The sequence below is a fragment of the Ruegeria sp. K3 genome, from assembly GCF_056531845.1.
This window is the reverse complement of record NZ_JBQFMM010000007.1, coordinates 75477-91124: the sequence shown is the minus strand read 5'-3', so window position 1 is coordinate 91124 and position 15648 is coordinate 75477. Positions and strand designations below refer to the sequence as shown.

The 15648-nt window shown below is 58.9% G+C and carries 11 protein-coding genes; 2 read left to right on the top strand and 9 right to left on the bottom strand.

Annotated features, from left to right (window positions below):
* Positions 1–87: 87 nt before the first annotated feature.
* From ACR0MP_RS13705 to ACR0MP_RS13690, 4 genes are read right to left on the bottom strand one after another with little or no spacing between them, the layout of a single operon-like run.
* Positions 88–2649, bottom strand: a complete 2562-nt coding sequence (locus tag ACR0MP_RS13705) for a pyruvate, phosphate dikinase (RefSeq protein ID WP_170563328.1) — start codon at positions 2647–2649, stop codon at positions 88–90.
* Positions 2650–2685: 36 nt separating this feature from the next.
* On the bottom strand, positions 2686–4905 hold the full coding sequence (glyS, locus tag ACR0MP_RS13700; RefSeq protein ID WP_170404991.1) for a glycine--tRNA ligase subunit beta: 2220 nt from the start codon (positions 4903–4905) through the stop codon (positions 2686–2688).
* 9 nt (positions 4906–4914) lie between these two features.
* A complete protein-coding gene (gene gltS / locus ACR0MP_RS13695) occupies positions 4915–6123 on the bottom strand; it encodes a sodium/glutamate symporter (RefSeq protein WP_170406398.1) in 1209 nt (402 codons plus the stop codon).
* A 5-nt stretch (positions 6124–6128) separates the two neighbouring features.
* Positions 6129–6650, bottom strand: a complete 522-nt coding sequence (locus ACR0MP_RS13690) for a DUF6446 family protein (protein WP_170393507.1) — start codon at positions 6648–6650, stop codon at positions 6129–6131.
* Positions 6651–6728: 78 nt separating this feature from the next.
* On the opposite strand from ACR0MP_RS13690, the gene ACR0MP_RS13685 reads away from it, so the two are divergent.
* Positions 6729–7361, top strand: coding sequence for a MarC family protein (locus tag ACR0MP_RS13685; protein WP_170404988.1), 633 nt, complete (start codon positions 6729–6731; stop codon positions 7359–7361).
* 8 nt (positions 7362–7369) lie between these two features.
* Here the strand turns inward: ACR0MP_RS13685 and ACR0MP_RS13680 are convergent, their stop codons facing one another.
* Positions 7370–8299 carry a glycine--tRNA ligase subunit alpha gene (locus tag ACR0MP_RS13680; protein WP_170404985.1) on the bottom strand — a complete coding sequence of 310 codons (930 nt, stop codon included), beginning with the start codon at positions 8297–8299 and terminating at the stop codon, positions 7370–7372.
* A gap of 205 nt (positions 8300–8504) precedes the next feature.
* Between ACR0MP_RS13680 and ACR0MP_RS13675 the strand changes: the two genes are divergently transcribed.
* On the top strand, positions 8505–10244 hold the full coding sequence (locus ACR0MP_RS13675) for a serine protease (RefSeq protein WP_480886157.1): 1740 nt from the start codon (positions 8505–8507) through the stop codon (positions 10242–10244).
* A gap of 56 nt (positions 10245–10300) precedes the next feature.
* Here ACR0MP_RS13675 and ACR0MP_RS13670 read toward each other — a convergent pair whose 3' ends face one another.
* From ACR0MP_RS13670 to folE2, 4 genes are all read right to left on the bottom strand, one after another.
* A complete protein-coding gene (locus tag ACR0MP_RS13670) occupies positions 10301–11875 on the bottom strand; it encodes a thiamine pyrophosphate-binding protein (protein WP_170404979.1) in 1575 nt (524 codons plus the stop codon).
* Positions 11875–13323 (bottom strand): TrkH family potassium uptake protein, encoded by a 1449-nt coding sequence (locus ACR0MP_RS13665; protein WP_170393516.1) that lies wholly within the window; start codon positions 13321–13323, stop codon positions 11875–11877. The genes ACR0MP_RS13670 and ACR0MP_RS13665 overlap by 1 nt, the downstream gene beginning before the upstream one ends.
* A 51-nt stretch (positions 13324–13374) precedes the next feature.
* The gene (locus ACR0MP_RS13660; protein ID WP_170404976.1) at positions 13375–14142 is read right to left on the bottom strand and encodes a transcriptional regulator; all 768 of its coding nucleotides are present in this window, start codon (positions 14140–14142) and stop codon (positions 13375–13377) included.
* 281 nt (positions 14143–14423) lie between these two features.
* The gene (gene folE2 / locus ACR0MP_RS13655) at positions 14424–15527 is read right to left on the bottom strand and encodes a GTP cyclohydrolase FolE2 (protein ID WP_170404973.1); all 1104 of its coding nucleotides are present in this window, start codon (positions 15525–15527) and stop codon (positions 14424–14426) included.
* Between the last annotated feature and the right edge of the window lie 121 nt (positions 15528–15648).

Below are 15648 nucleotides of genomic sequence, written 5' to 3'. Positions count from 1 at the left end.
ATGCAAGAGAAAAACCGCTCACGCCGCCAATTATTATCGACAGCGGAACGTTTCTTACGCCACTATTTCTAGGTAGGAGACAGTTAGTCAACCCCCAAGTTTGGACGAAATCGCCAGTTGAGCGGCAGACAGCCGAGCGACAGGAACCCGGAAAGGAGAACAGGACACATAGTCGAATCCAAGTGACCGGCAGATAGCGATTGATTCGGGGTTACCACCATGTTCGCCACAGACAGAAAGCGTAACGTCTGGTTGGGCTTGGCGCCCGCGCTCGGCCCCCAGCTTCAGCAATTCACCTACCCCATCTGCATCCAGAACGTGAAATGGATCTTCGCCAAACACGCCTTGGCGGACATATGCCGACATGAACCGCCCCGCGTCATCGCGCGACAATCCGTAGGTCATCTGGGTCAGGTCGTTTGTTCCAAAGCTTAGGAAAGCGGAATGCGGCGCAATCTCATTCGCGCGCAGACAGGCCCGAGGCGTTTCCACCATCACTCCCAATCGATAGTCGAACTCCTGCCCCTGCTCCGAGGCAACCTCGGCCGCTACAGTATCAATGCGTGTTTTGACCAGTTCAACCTCGCGCTTGGCCGAGACCAGCGGGATCATGACCTCAGGCACGACAGGGGCACCTTCTTTGCTGGCCTCAACCGTCGCCTCGAAGATCGCGCGTGCCTGCATGTCGTAGATTTCCGGCACGGTGACACCCAGACGAACCCCGCGCAATCCCAGCATCGGGTTGTACTCGCTCATCGCCTCGACCCGACGTTCGACATCCGAGATTGGCAAATCCAGCGCCTCAGCCAGCTCGCGCTGACCAGTGCGCGTAGTGGGCAGAAACTCGTGCAAGGGCGGATCGAACAGGCGGATGCAGACCGGCTGCCCCTCCATAATCCGGAACAACTGCACAAAATCCTGCCGTTGCATCGGCAGCAACCGTTCCAGCACAGCGGCACGTCCAGACGGGGTCTGCGCAAAGATCATTTCGCGCATAACGGTCAGGCGGCCAGGATCGAAGAACATGTGTTCCGTTCGGCACAACCCGATCCCTTCTGCTTTGAAGTTTCGCGCAGTTTGCGCGTCAGCGGGTGTATCGGCGTTGGCGCGGATGGCGATGTCCCGCTCGGCATCGGCCCAGCTCATCAGTGTCTGAAAGCAATCATCCAACGCCGCTTCAAGCATCTCGGGTTGTCCGGCCAGAACCTGACCAGAAGTCCCATCGATGGTCAGAATATCGCCTGTCTTGAACACACGCCCATCCGGTGCGCTTAGCAGCTTTTTCTTGGTCTGGAATCGCATCTCGGACGCGCCGACGATACACGGCAGACCCAGACCTCGGCCAATCACCGCCGCATGGCTGGTGATCCCGCCCTTTTCGGTCAAAACAGCTACTGCGGCATGCATTCCGCGCACATCTTCGGGCGAGGTTTCACGGCGCACAAGAATACAGGGCTCCCCCCGCGCGGCGCTGGCCTGCGCTTCGGCAGCCGTAAAGACAATTCGACCGGTCGCTGCACCGGGGCTGGCCGCGATGGCTGTGGTCAGCACATCACGCTCGGCCTCAGGATGGACCTGCCGGTGCAGAAGTTCATTCAGCGAATGCGGGTCGATCCGCATCACGGCCTCTTGCGGCGGAATGATCCCGTCTTCGGCCAAGCGCACCGCGATCCGCATCCCGGCCCGCGACCCGCGCGGAACCCGCACGCCGTCCAGAATATGCACCTTGCCGTTCTGCACCACGAATTCGACCTGCATCTCTTCGCGCAACTTCTCACGCATAAGCGCGGCGTGGGCCTTGAGATCGGCGAACGCCTCGGGCGCCACATCCTCCAGCGATTGGCCGCGCTCATCCTTTTCCAGATATAACGCAGCGACACCTTCTCCCAGCGCATCGCGCCCCTGGCTTTGGCTCAGATACCGGCCCGTGATCTGGGGCATGCCTGTCGCAGGGTCAATCAGTTGCAATACGCCCGAGCCACATTCGCCCTGCCCGACGCCCGGGATCATCTCTTGAATCACCAGCCCCAAACCGGCATCCGCAGGTGCGCCCTTGGCCTGCCGCAGCAGCCGGGCCGACGTGCCATCCCAGGCACGCGCCATCGAGCGCAGAACACCAATCAGTTGCTCTCCTCGATCTTGCGGGAAGGCCTCGTCGGTTTCATCTTCATACGCTCGCAGGGACAAGCTCAGCCCTTCGCGCCCATCCGCATCGATGGTATCGAATACATCTGGGTCCAGACGCGCAATATGGAGCGCATAGCTCTGCACAAACCGCAGATATAGCGCCGCCGCCGCATCCGCCCCCATTTCCGCAGACCGGTCCAGATACCGGGCATCGTTCATGCCGATATTCAGCACCGCCCCCGGTCCACCCCAGTCAGGATCTTCCGAACTGGGCCGTACACACAGCAATGACTCGGCGTCGAACTGTTCCAGAATGGCCGCGATGTCGGGAATGTCGCCCTTGGCAATTCGCTGCACCGCGTCAAAAGAAAGGGCCACGGTCCGCGGCACCGGCATGTCCAGCCGGACCAGTCGTTGCAGGCACTTTGCCCGGCCACCATGGGTATTGGCGGCAACGGGCGCTTTTGGAGTGATAAGCGTGGTATGCGGATTATTCTGCACTGCGGCACCTTTTGGTTTCACCGCAGCATAAGCCCCTGCGCCCTTGGCGCAAGGGCGTTATCCCTCGATACGGGTCAGATCAGCAACGCTAGAGCAGACCTTGCGGATCTGGCTCAGCAGGTTCAGACGGTTGCGGCGCAGAATGTCATTATCGGTATTGACCTGCACGTCCTCAAAGAACGCATCCACCGGCCCGCGCAGTGCGGCCATTGCCGCCATCGCTGTCGGGAAATCCTCGGCCTTCAGCGCAGGATCGATCTTGGCCTCTGCCGCGTCAAGCGCTGCAAACAGTGCCTTTTCGCTGTCAGTTTCAGCAAACTTCACATCCGCGCCGTAAGAGTATTCGACTCCATCCTTCTCTTCCGCCTGAGACAGGATGTTGTTCGCACGCTTGAACCCCTGCACGAGGTTCTCTCCATCCTCGGTCGCAATCACCGCATTCAGAGCGCGGGCGCGTTTGACCAGCAGGTTGAGGTCGTCATTCCCCTCCATCGCGATACAAGCGTCGATGACATCATGGCGGATGCCTTCGTCTCGGAGGAAGACTTTGAGGCGGTCGTGGAAGAAAGAAAGAAGATCGTCAGACGCGTCAGGAACCTTTTTCTCAAGCTCAAGAAATGCTGCTGCGGGCGATCCTTCAAGCTTTTCTTTGACAGTCTGGAATGAAGCACCAAAGACACCATGTTTTGCGATTTCTTCCAGGAGATCGCGGATATTCGCTTCGGGTAAAGCCTCATTGATAGCGCGTTCTGATCGAACCAGTTGACTATCGAAAAAACGGTCCAACCGAAGACGCAGATCATTATTCACGATTAGTCGAATTACCCCTAACGCCGCACGACGCAGAGCAAACGGGTCCTTCGAACCCGTGGGTTTCTCATCTATCGCCCAGAACCCGGTCAGCGTGTCCAGCTTGTCGGCTAGCGCCACTGTCACAGACAACGGTGCGGTCGGAACATCATCCGACGGCCCCAACGGCGAGTAATGTTCCTGCGCAACGGCGGCCACTGCGGCATCCTCGCCTGCCGCTTCGATGTAATACCGCCCCATAAGCCCTTGAAGTTCAGGGAATTCATAGACCATTTCGGAGTTCAGATCAGCCTTGGCCAAACGCGCGGCTTTCTCGGCCTGATCCGCATCCGCCCCGACCACCGGGGCAAGTTCTCGGGCCAGCGCGGCAATGCGGTCGATGCGTTCCGCCTGAGTGCCCAGCTTGTTGTGGAAAGTCACATTCTCCAACGCGCGGGTCCATTGGGCGATGTCCGACTTGGCAACGCGCAGGTCGTTCTCCCAGAAGAATTTCGCATCGGCCAGACGGGCAGACAAAACCTTCTGGTTCCCCGCCAGAATGGTTGCGCCGTTATCGGCGGTCTCGCGATTGGCGACGGTAATGAAGCGCTCGATCCGCCCCGTCTTGGGGTTCTTCACAGAAAAGAACTTCTGATGCTCTTTCATCGAGGTCTGCAGTACCTCGGGCGGCAGCTCAAGAAACTCCTCGTCGATCTGCCCCATCAGCACAACGGGCCATTCAACCAGACCGGCAACCTCGGCCAGCAGCCCCTTGTCGTCGACGACTTCCAGACCTGCGGCGAAGGCCATGTTCTGGGCATCGTTCCAGATATGTTCGGCACGTTCTTCGGGCGACAGCACCACGAATGCGCGTTTCAGCTTGGCGGCATAATCCTCGAACGAGGTCACCGTAAACCGGTTCGGGGCCATGAAACGATGGCCCTCAGTCGTATCACCGGACGTGATCCCTTCGATCGCAAGCGGCACGACCTGCGCGCCTGCTTCATCGGTCAGGATGCACAGGATCGAGTGCAAGGGCCGTACCCACCGCATCGATCCAGCCCCCCAGCGCATGGATTTGGGCCAGGGGAAGTTTCGAATGGTAGCTTCTAAGACCTCGGCGATGATTTCAGCTGCTGGACGACCCGCCTTTTCAATGGTGGCGAAATACACTGCGCCTTTGGGCGTGTCGCGCTCTTCCAGCTGGTCTCGGGTCAGTCCCGCGCCGCGTAGAAAGCCTTCGATGGCTTTGTCAGGCGCGCCGACCTTTGGGCCTTTGCGTTCTTCGCGGATTGTCGGGCTTTCCGCCAGCAGGCCTTCAACCGCCAGCGTCAGGCGACGCGGCGTCGTCAGTGCAGCGGCAGAGGCATAGGTCAGACCGCCTTCGACCAGACCATCGGTGATCCGCTTTTTCAGGTCTTCACCGGCGCGGGTCTGCATGCGCGCGGGGATTTCCTCGGAAAACAGTTCGATCAGCAGGTCGGGCATTTTCGGTCCTTAGAAATTGACAATCGTCTGGATGACGATGGCATTGGCGATGTCCACAAAGAATGCGGATACAAGGGGCAGTACGATAAAGGCAATAGGCGACGGGCCATATCGCTTGGTTACAGCGGTCATATTTGCGATAGCTGTGGGGGTAGCACCCAGAGCGAACCCCCCGAACCCGGCGGCCAGAACGGCGGCGCGGTAATTCGATCCCATCAACGGAAACAGAACCCAGATCACGAACACCACGGCAAAGAGGGTCTGGGCGGTCATGATTACTGCTATCGCAAGGCCAAGTTCGGCAATGGTCCACAGTTGCAGGCTCATCAGCGACATCGCCAGAAATGCACCAAGCGCGAATTCCGAGATCAGCGCCAGCGAGGGCGTGCGTGAGACCGGCTTGGCATTCGGCGCGAACATGGCGCGGAGATTGGCAATCACGATCCCCATGATAAGGCAGGGCACAAACAACGGCAGTTTCAGCCCTGCGGCGCTGATTGCTTCGCTCAGGATCGCGCCTGAAATGATCGCGAGGTTGAGGTACAGCAGCACCCGCATGATTGTCAGATGATCAATCTCGGATTTCTGGTCGACCTCATTGGGCAAACCCACCGTATGCTCTTCCCCGGGTCGTTCGGGGCTGAGCTTGCGTCCTTCGATCAGCAGCCGCGCAATCGGCCCCCCGACCAAAGCGGCCAGCACGAGACCCAATGTGGCCACGGCCACCCCCAACTCGGTTGCGCCACTCAAACCGGTGGCGCCCGCAACTTCGGGGGCCCAGGCGATCGCAGTTCCGTGCCCCCCGATCAGCGCAGCAGACCCGAACAGCACCCCGGCTTGCGCCGGATAACCGAACATCGCGGCCCCCACTGCGCCGATCACGTTTTGCGCAACGATGGTCAGAAGCGTCAAAATCAGAAGCAAAAGCAAAGGCTTGCCGCCCGCGATCAAATCGGACAGACGGGCATTTAGACCAATTCCGGCAAAGAACAGAACCAATAGGAAATCTCGCGCGGTCAAGCCAAAGGATAGCTCAATGCCGAAACCAAGATACAGCGCCAATACCACGAGCGAGGCCAGAAGGCCCCCAGTTACCGGCTCGGGGATGTTGAAGCTGCGCAATTGTGCGACACGGGCGTTGATCTCTGCCCCCAGCAGATAGACCGCAAAGCCCAGCGTTGCTGTCAGGAACTCCGGTATCTCAACGACCATCCCCATCTGCATCAGCCCTCGGGCCTGGGTGGGCACTCCTCGCCCACAACCGTGCCGTCATAGGCTTTTTCACCGCAATTGTTCAGCGCATGCCAGACGTAGCCTTTGCCATCCTGTGTAATGGCAACGATCCGGTCGACACCGTAATGGATGTTCTTGGTGCCCAAGAAAGCCTGTGCTTGACCCGATTTCAATACGTCGGCCAGCGCAACTGCGTCGTAGCAGTCAAACCACCCTGGCGCGGTCAATGGCTCGGGGTTCTCGACAGGGGTAAAATCCACCATTTGATCCGGCCTCAACTCGGTTTCGAAACAGGCCCGATACCGGATCGGAGAACTGTCGGCGTCAATGGCCTTAAACCCAGTATAGGCGATGGCTTCGGGCGCTTCCGCCCCTTGCGCCAGCAGGACCACATCCTGGCCCGGGCGCGGTTCTACCTCATAATAGAACCCATAAACCTGCAGGTAATACATGCCAGCACCGGCCAGAACGCCAGACGTCAAAAGGATTAGCGCAACCAATTTTCCAGTCATCGTTTACGCCACCTCTTTCAAGTTCATAGAAAATAAGACAGGTTCCCAAGCAGTACGGTCAGAAACGAGGCTACTCGCATGGAAACCACTCTTGCCGTCGGATTCTTTGGCGCGCTTTTTGCAATCATGAATCCGATTACCAACTTGCCTGTGTTCCTGAGTGTTACGCAAGACCTGCCCATTTCGGATCAACGCAAAGTGGCTGTGAAGACTGCGCTTTATTGCACGATCCTCGGTGGCGCCTTCGCTGCGATCGGCAGTCAAGCGCTTGGGCTCTTTGGCATCAGCGTCGATGACCTGCGCGTCGCCGGTGGCCTCGTTGTACTGATGATCGGCCTGAACATGCTGAACGGGAACGAGAGCAGCTCGCATCACGGAACCGACGGAGAAAAGAAATCCTATCCCGCGCCCGAGACCGTTGCGTTCTATCCCTTGGCTTTTCCCATTCTGGTCGGCCCCGGAACAATCACAACACTGATCCTTTATGCGCACCACATCAAAACCCCGGTCGAAGCCGTTGTCTATGCAGGTGTATTTCTGTTCGTGGTGGCCTTGCTTTTGATCACGTTCTGGAACGCATCGGCGTTGGCTAAGCGGCTGTCGGACAATGCTCGCGTGATAATGAGCCGCTTCATGGGCATGATTCTTGCGGCTATCGCAATCAGCATGATCGCAGACGGCCTGAAGGCGTTGTTGCCCGGACTGGCCTAGGCGCTGCATCAAACTTCGAACCCGGCAGCCTCGGTCTGCACGAACGCATCGGCGCATTGCTTGGCCAATGCGCGAACGCGGCCGATATAGGCCTGTCTTTCGGTAACCGAAATCACCCCGCGGGCGTCCAGCAAGTTGAAGATGTGGCTGGCCTTGATGCACTGATCATATGCGGGATGCGCCATGATGATGCGCTTGCCCGTCTTCGGGTCGTCATGTTCCTGCGCCAGAATGGTCGCGCATTCGGTTTCAGCCTCTTCGAAATGACGCAGCAGGACCTCGGTATTGGCAATATCGAAGTTCCAGCGGGCGTATTCCTCTTCGGTCTGCTTGAAGATGTCGCCATAGGTCAGCGGGCTGGGCGACTGAGGATCGTTGAAGGGCATGTCCATCACATGGTCGATGCCCAGCACATACATGGCCAGACGTTCCAAACCATAGGTCAGCTCACCCGAAACCGGCGCACAGTCATGGCCGCCGACCTGTTGGAAATAGGTGAACTGGCTGACTTCCATGCCGTCACACCAGACCTCCCATCCCAGACCCCACGCACCCAGAGTGGGGCTTTCCCAGTCGTCCTCGACAAAGCGGATGTCGTGCAGATCCATGTCGATGCCGATGGCCTCGAGGCTGCCCAGATACAGTTCCTGCAAATCAGGCGGACTGGGTTTGATCAGCACCTGGTATTGATAGTAATGCTGCAACCGGTTCGGGTTTTCGCCATAACGTCCGTCTGTCGGGCGACGCGAGGGCTGAACGTAGGCCGCTGCCCAAGCCTTGGACCCCAAAGCGCGCAACGTGGTTGCTGGATGGAACGTACCTGCGCCGACCTCCATGTCATAGGGCTGGAGGATCGCACATCCTTTCGACGCCCAATAGGACTGAAGCCTTAGGATAATCTCTTGAAATGAACGTGGTGCGCTATTGGGTTCGGTCATGACAATTCCCTTGGACGCCCAAGCGCCCGGTTCCGGTGGGTTCGGCCCTTCCTATGCAAGGCATCCAAGGGCGTCAACGGGCCAATCGGCCACTCTGTCGCTGAGCGGCCACACACAGAATTCCCCGTATTCCGGGCATGGCAATCGGACCACGATTCCGCGTAATCTGCGCCAAAGTGAAAACACTGCAGAACACGGGCAGACAATGACACGCGTATTTACGGTTATTACATTCTTTATCCTCTTCGGCCTGCGCGCCGCTTTTGCCCAGCAAGATGCGGGCGTCTTTGTTCAGATCGAGGCGCAGCCGTCGCTGCGCGAGGCGCAGGAACGGGCGCAGGTCTATGCGAACGCACTGCCCGATGTGAACGGGTTTCGGCTAAATTCCGGCTGGTATGCCATTGTTATCGGGCCCTATTTACGCGACGACGCCGAACAGGTGCTGCGCGTTTACCGGGCCGAGCGTCAGATCCCATCGGACAGTTTCATCGCATTCTCCAGCGCGCTGGGGCAACAGTTCTGGCCCATCGGTGCCAACATCCTGAACCGCGGCGTCGTCACCGCCCCGATCCAGCCCGAGCCGCAACCAGAGCAGCCCTTGGCCGGTCTTACCCTGCAGGACGCAGATGAAACCCGTTCGCAGGCTCTGCAGGGCGAACGCCTTTTGACCGCGCAAGAGCGCAGAGACTTGCAAACCGCGTTGCAGGCAGCCGGGTTCTACAATTCAACAATTGACGGAGCCTTTGGTCAGGGCACCCGCCGCTCGATGGGCGATTGGCAACGTTCCAACGGGTTCGACGCGACTGGCGTTCTGACCACGCTGCAGCGCAAAACCCTGATGGATGACTTCAACGCTCCACTGATCAGCGTCGGGATGGCACGCTATTCCGACCCGCAAGCCGGGATCGAACTGGATATGCCAATGGGCGTCTTGGGCTTCGAACGTTACGAGGCACCCTTTGCCCATTTCAACCCCACTTCTGATCTGGACGCCAAGGCGCTGCTGATCTCGCAGGAAGGCTCTGCCGCAACCCTGCGGGCGCTCTATCAAGTGATGCAGTCGCTTGAAATCGTTCCTCTGGACGGTGAGCGCAGCCGGCGCGGCAACAGCTTCACGATTGAAGGGCGCGGAAATGGCATGACCTCGTTCACGCAAGCAGCTCTGAAAGACGGCAAGATCAAAGGTTTCACGCTGGTCTGGCCTGCCGGGGATGAGGCTCGCCGCGCCCGAGTTCTGGCCGCGATGCGCGCAAGCTTTGCCACGACCGATGCCGTACTGGATGCCGGTGCTGGAGCGGATGCTGACCAGCGCATCGATTTGATGTCAGGACTGCAAATCCGCAAACCGCGGCTATCGCGATCGGGCTTCTTCGCCGACGCTGATGGTACGGTTCTGACGGTCACCGAGGCCGCTGAAAGCTGCACCCGCATCACGCTGGACGGTGACCAAGAGGTTCAGCTGGCTTGGCAGGATGCCGACCTTGGTGTCGCTGTGCTGCGTCCTAGCAAGACCCTAGCCCCGATCAGTGTTGCCGAGTTCCGCGCGGGCGTTCCGCGTATTCAGTCTCAGGTCGCTGTTTCGGGCTTTTCTTACGAAGGCGCATTGGGTGCCCCTACTCTGACCTTTGGCGAAATCGCTGATATCCGCGGCCTGAATGGAGAAGATGGCGTCAAACGCCTTGCACTGTCCGCCCAGCCCGGCGACGCGGGAGGACCTGTCTTTGACGATAGCGGCAGCGTTGTTGGCATGTTGCTACCTGCCCCTTCCGATGGGCGTACCCTGCCCGACTCGGTCAGCCTTGCGGCGAATGTGGCACGTCTGACCGAAGTTCTGACCAAGGCGGGCATCTCAGGTCAGCCCGCGCAAGGCTCAGCCCAGATTTCACCCAACGAACTGAGCCGCAGAGCCAACGGAATGACCGTTCTGGTGCACTGCTGGGACTGAACAATCAGGTTCAGGGAAAAGGCGCTGCACGAAGGTGCACGCCTTTTTTCATTGGTTTACAGGATATCCGGTGTGACCCGTATCAATGTGGGAACCTCGGCCTGAAAGGCGGCGCGCACTGCGGCCTGCATCTCATCCAGCGTTTTCGGTGCAGCTGACAGCGCCCCGAACGCCTCGGCCAGTTTGCAGAAATCCGGGTTTCGCGCGATCACCGCATTGGGCGCGATCTGTCCGCGCACCATGCTCTCTTCAATCTCTTTGAGTTTACCATTATCCCACAGAATGATGGGTAGCGGCAGGCCGAGTTCGACAGCAACCCCAAGCTCTTGCATTGTGTAGTGAAAACCATAGTCACCCGCGATGACCGCTGTGGGTTTGCCCCGCCGTGCTACTGCACCACCGATCCCGGCTGGCAGGGCGTACCCCAGCGTGCCAAATCCAGTCGGGTGGTGCCAATGATAAGGAAAGCCCATGTCCCAGACTTCTTTCGCGACATACGCGAATTGAGTCATGTCCGAATAAATCATCGTATCCAAGGGCATGGCCGCCCTGAGTGCATCGACCACGGGGACAATGCCCGGGCGCTCGGCGTCCACCTCGGCCCGCCAGCGCGCGCGCGCCTCGCGCACCTCGTCCGCAGACCAACCAGCGGCTGGTTTTACCTGATCGGACACTGCCCACAGCGCATGCGCAAAACTCTCACCATCTGCCTGCAGTTTGACAGCCGCACGATGGTGGTCTGACAGCACTTGCGGGTCCAGATCAACACGCACCATAGTTGCGTTGTGGCCCAGATCATGGCGCCACAGATCAACCTCGCCCAGTTCAGCACCGACAACAACGACAAGATCAGCCGAGGCAATTACTTTGGCGCTGCCCGGTCGTGGCAGCATCGATCCGAAATCCAGCGGATAATCGGACCCGGCCAGCCCGCGACCGGCATAGGTCGTGAAGCACGCCGCCCCCAACTGGGTCAGGATCTGTCGCCAAAGGTTAGACCGGCACCCGCCGCCTAATATGAACAAAGGCCGCTGCGCGATATTCAGCAGCGACAGAACCGGTGCCACATCCGGTGGAACAGTCTGGTTGCGCAAGGCAGGCTGGTTTGGAAAAGGTGCAGGCGCTGCCTCGGCCTCCAATTGCGCGATGGGTACCTGAATGTGTTTCGGTCGCGGGCGCGACAGCTCAAACTCTTCGAAGGCGCGCTCGATCAGACCATAGGCAGCCTTGGCATCGTTCGCCTGACAGGACCAGTCTGTAACTGTCTCGGCCGCAGCGCGTTGATCCTTCATCTGATGCAATTGGCCACGCAGTGCTTGTGTCTCTTCGAGGCAAGAAGACAACACCAGCATCGGCACCGAATCCGAATAAGCCTGCCCCATCGGCGTCATGATGTTGCACAGGCCCGGTCCGGTGATCACATAGGCCACCCCCGGCTTGCCAGACGCGCGGGCATATCCATCGGCCATGAAACCGGCCCCCTGCTCGTGCCGGGCCAGAACATGCGTGATCCCGGCCTCTTCGATACCGCGATACATCTCCTGATTATGCACGCCCGGTATGCCAAAGATCACGTCAACGCCACGATCCTTAAGCATGTGCGAGATCTGCGCCCCAAGGGGTCGTTTCATTAGCCTCTCCAGAATTGAACGGTAAAGATTGCGTAGACAGCCAGCAGTTCAAGGCGTCCGACCAGCATCCCAATCGTCAGCAGCCACTTGGCACCGTCATTCAGCCCCGCAAAGTTGCCTGCTGGCCCGATCTGTTCCCCCAATCCCGGCCCCACATTAGCCAGTGCCGTCGCGGCCCCCGATACCGAGGTGATAAAGTCCAACCCAGTCAGGGCCAGCGCCCACGACAGAACCCCCATCGATAGTGCAAAGAACATGAAGAAACTCATGACCGAGGTCAGCACGTCGCGACTGATCGGTCGTCCATCATAGCGCGGCACGAACACACCATGCGGCGAACGAATTCGGCTGAGCTGGGTTTTAATCGACGCAAACAGCAATTGATAGCGGAACACCTTGATCGAACACGCGGTGGACCCCGCGCAACCGCCAATCAATCCGATCAGGAAGAACAACATGACCGGAAAACTGCCCCAGCCCATATAGTCGACACTCGCGTACCCGGTGCCCGAAATGATCGATGTGATGTTGAACAGCGACTCGCGGAACGCCTGCTCCCAATGGTGCGGAAAGACCGAAGTCAGGAAGATCGACATAATCACAACCAGAACCACGATGGTTGCCAGAAACGCCCGAATCTGGCTGTCTTTCCACAACGAGCTTGTGTGACCATTGGCCAATTGCACATACCGCACAAATGGCAGCGCCGCGAGGATCATGAAGATGGCAGCGGCATATTCCAGAGGTCCCGAAAACCGGGCGAAAGAACTGTCATAGTTTGAAAACCCGCCCGTCGCGATTGTGGTCATGGCATGTACGACGGCGTCAAAAAAGCTCATGCCGAAACCGGCATAGACCAATGCGCAGACCACCGTCAGAAATACGTAGATCAAGGAAATCTGCCCTGCGATCTCTTGCGCGCGGGGCAGAATTTTCCCCATGGTTTCAAACCCTTCCGAGCGGAAGATCTGCATCCCACCAACGCGCAGCTCGGGTAGGAACACCATCGCCACGACGATGATTCCGATGCCCCCCAACCATTGCAAAACGCCCCGCCAGAGCAACAAGCCCTGTGGCAATTCGTCGAGCCCCGAGATCACGGTTGAACCTGTGGTGGTCAGCCCCGACATCGCCTCGAAATAGGCATCGACGAAACGCAGTTCAGTTTCGCCGAACAGAAACGGAATTGCGCCAAAAACCGGCAACGCCACCCAGACACCCGAGGTCAGCAAAAAGGTCTGACGGATGGTCAGACCTTCGCCCACCCCGTTGGAACAACTCATCGCAAGAACACTGCCGGTCAGCAGTGTGATGACCGCGCTTTCAAAGAAAACATGCCACTCGCCCCGCCCCTCGATCATGTCGACAAGCATGGGCAGCAGCATGGTCGCCCCTAGAATGGCGACCAGCAGGCCAATCACATATCCGACCGGGCGAAGATCCATCATGACGGGCAGCGTTGGCGCGCCAGCTCGACGGTGTCAAGCAGATGATCCGTGTTAACTGTCGGATTTTATCTCAACGCCCGGCATCGCGGGTGGCTTCGACGGGGCGCGTGCACGACGCGGTGCCGGTTTGGCCTGCTCAGCCGACGCAGCTGCGGGTTTCTTCGTCGCAGGTTTTGCAGCGGCAGGTTTCGGAGCCGCTTTGGCCTGAGGCGCAGCTTTTGCCGGGGCGGGCTTGGCCGGGGCGGGCTTAGCTACCGCAGGTGCCTTGGGCGCCGCTTTTGCCGTGTTTGCTGATGCTTTCGGCGCTGCGGCTGCCGGTTGCGCCTTGGCTTGTGCTGAAGATTTGAACTCCGCAACCGGCTTGGCCGCCGTTGATACTGGCTTGGCCGCTTTCGAGGTGGGTTTCGCAGATACGTTGGCCTTCGCCGGTGCTGCTTTCACAGCCGTTTTGGCGGCCGGGGCCGCCTTGGGTGCAGCGGCCGCAACCTTGGGAGCCGCCGTTTTCGGCGCTGGTGCCGCCACAGGCTTAGCCGCCGCCTTCGGCTTTGGTGCTGCTTTGGGTTTCGGCGCGGCTTTAGGCTTTGCTGCAACCTTGGCTTTTGCAGCCGGTCTTGCTGGCTTTCGCGTTGCTGGGGTCGCCGCTTTGCGGGCAACCGGTGCGGGTGCCTCGGCTGTCTTCAATCCGTGCAGAGGTGTCATCGGCAGATCAAACGCCGCGCGGGTCATGATCTGCATGATCTCAATCTGACTGGCCATTGCGTAACCGGCCATCCGGATGGCCGCTGCCTGAAACTCAAGCGGTTGAGTAATCGGATTCATTGCATGTCTCTCCTGATAAAACCGAGGCAGCGGGTAGATGAGTAAAGGACCCCGCCCGCCCCAATCGTCCGGGCGGATCTGCAGGTTGGCGGTCCAAGGCGTTGCACGTCCCGGTTTCCTTTCGGGCTGCGCGACCCGGTTTTTACGGATGCGCAGCAGCTGCACTCGGGGACAATCTAGCGCAATTCAGGGTGCAGACGCAGCATTTCTTGCTGCAATGCGGCAAAAAAGCGCCCATGCAGGATTTTTGACTGTTTTTCCAGCAGCTTCCGCAGGGTCAATCAGCCCACATGAAACAGCGTCGTGAACAAACGCGGGTCCAGGCTCGCGGTTTCGAAGGTTGGACCTTCGGTTAGAATCGAGACCGCATCATGGCTGTGCAGGCTTTCCTGATGGCTGGCGATCACACGGAAATCGCCGACATGATGATCGGCCTGCAGCTCGGCGCAGAAAAGACGCGCGGCATCTTCCACGAATATGGGATTGGCAGCGTTCAGTTCGGCAAAGGCCTGTTCATCTTCGCGCTTGACCATCACCTGAGTTTCGGTTGGCACCGCGCGGCGGCACAGCGCGATCAGATCTTCGAACCACAGACAATCGGCGTTGCAATCGATAACCACCGAAATCCGCGCCACCGAGCGCTGGGAATGCGGCGTCGCCAACTGCCCGCGGGTTGCGCGCGCGTGTTCGCTCAGTTCCAATGAACAGGGGCATGTGGACGAATAGACATAGTCCAGATGCATAATCTTCAGACGTTCTCCGCCTTGATCAACCAGTTCCAGCGCGATGTCGTAATACTGGTATCCGGACAAGCCCGAACGCAGGCTCTCAATCCGATCGGGATAGGAAAACCGCATCTGTATGCGCGCATCCAAACTATCCAGATCAGTCAGATAGTCGTTCAGCGCTGCCTCCATCACCTCAAAACTAAAGGTGCGCTCGGCGTGCTTGTAGAAGGACCGCATGATACGAGACATGTTGATGCCCTTCTTCTCGGCCTCAAGGCTGACAGACCCGGTGACCGAGGTCTCAAGTGTCAGCTCGGCACCGCTTTTGCGATGGAACCGGATCGGCAGGCGGAAATTCGAGATGCCGACATGCTGGATTTGCTGCTTCGAACCCCGGATCAGGCTGGATGGACCGTTTTGCAGATCCGGCAATGTGGCCTTGTAGGCTGCATCCGCCTCGAACTCGTGGGGATATTCGCGCGACAGGGCTGGATAGTTTGACGGCAACAGCCCCGGGACAAGCTGCGCAATGGCCGGGTCCAGTTGACTGATCTCGGCCGCCGAGGCTGATTTCGCCCATTCGCGCAGCACCTTGAGCGCTGCTGCGGCCTGATCGTGATCGGGTGTCTCGTTGATGTCGCGCGGATGAATGTTCATTGGCACGGATCCCTTGCTAGGCCGACGGTTATATACCACCGAGGTTTAATTACCATTCCGGAACGATACGCGCCAAATATCATCCCGGATCGAAATTAGATGGGAAAAACCGTCACTTTTC

Bases quoted from the DNA above. Each gene is read 5' to 3' on its own strand.
- glyS (WP_170404991.1), bottom strand. From the start codon at position 4,905: ATGCCCGACCTGCTGATCGAACTGTTTTCCGAGGAAATCCCCGCGCGC.
- gltS (WP_170406398.1), bottom strand. From the start codon at position 6,123: ATGGGGATGGTCGTTGAGATACCGGAGTTCCTGACAGCAACGCTGGGC.
- ACR0MP_RS13690 (WP_170393507.1), bottom strand. From the start codon at position 6,650: ATGACTGGAAAATTGGTTGCGCTAATCCTTTTGACGTCTGGCGTTCTG.
- ACR0MP_RS13685 (WP_170404988.1), top strand. From the start codon at position 6,729: ATGGAAACCACTCTTGCCGTCGGATTCTTTGGCGCGCTTTTTGCAATC.
- ACR0MP_RS13680 (WP_170404985.1), bottom strand. From the start codon at position 8,299: ATGACCGAACCCAATAGCGCACCACGTTCATTTCAAGAGATTATCCTA.
- ACR0MP_RS13675 (WP_480886157.1), top strand. From the start codon at position 8,505: ATGACACGCGTATTTACGGTTATTACATTCTTTATCCTCTTCGGCCTG.
- ACR0MP_RS13670 (WP_170404979.1), bottom strand. From the start codon at position 11,875: ATGAAACGACCCCTTGGGGCGCAGATCTCGCACATGCTTAAGGATCGT.
- ACR0MP_RS13665 (WP_170393516.1), bottom strand. From the start codon at position 13,323: ATGATGGATCTTCGCCCGGTCGGATATGTGATTGGCCTGCTGGTCGCC.
- ACR0MP_RS13660 (WP_170404976.1), bottom strand. From the start codon at position 14,142: ATGAATCCGATTACTCAACCGCTTGAGTTTCAGGCAGCGGCCATCCGG.
- folE2 (WP_170404973.1), bottom strand. From the start codon at position 15,527: ATGAACATTCATCCGCGCGACATCAACGAGACACCCGATCACGATCAG.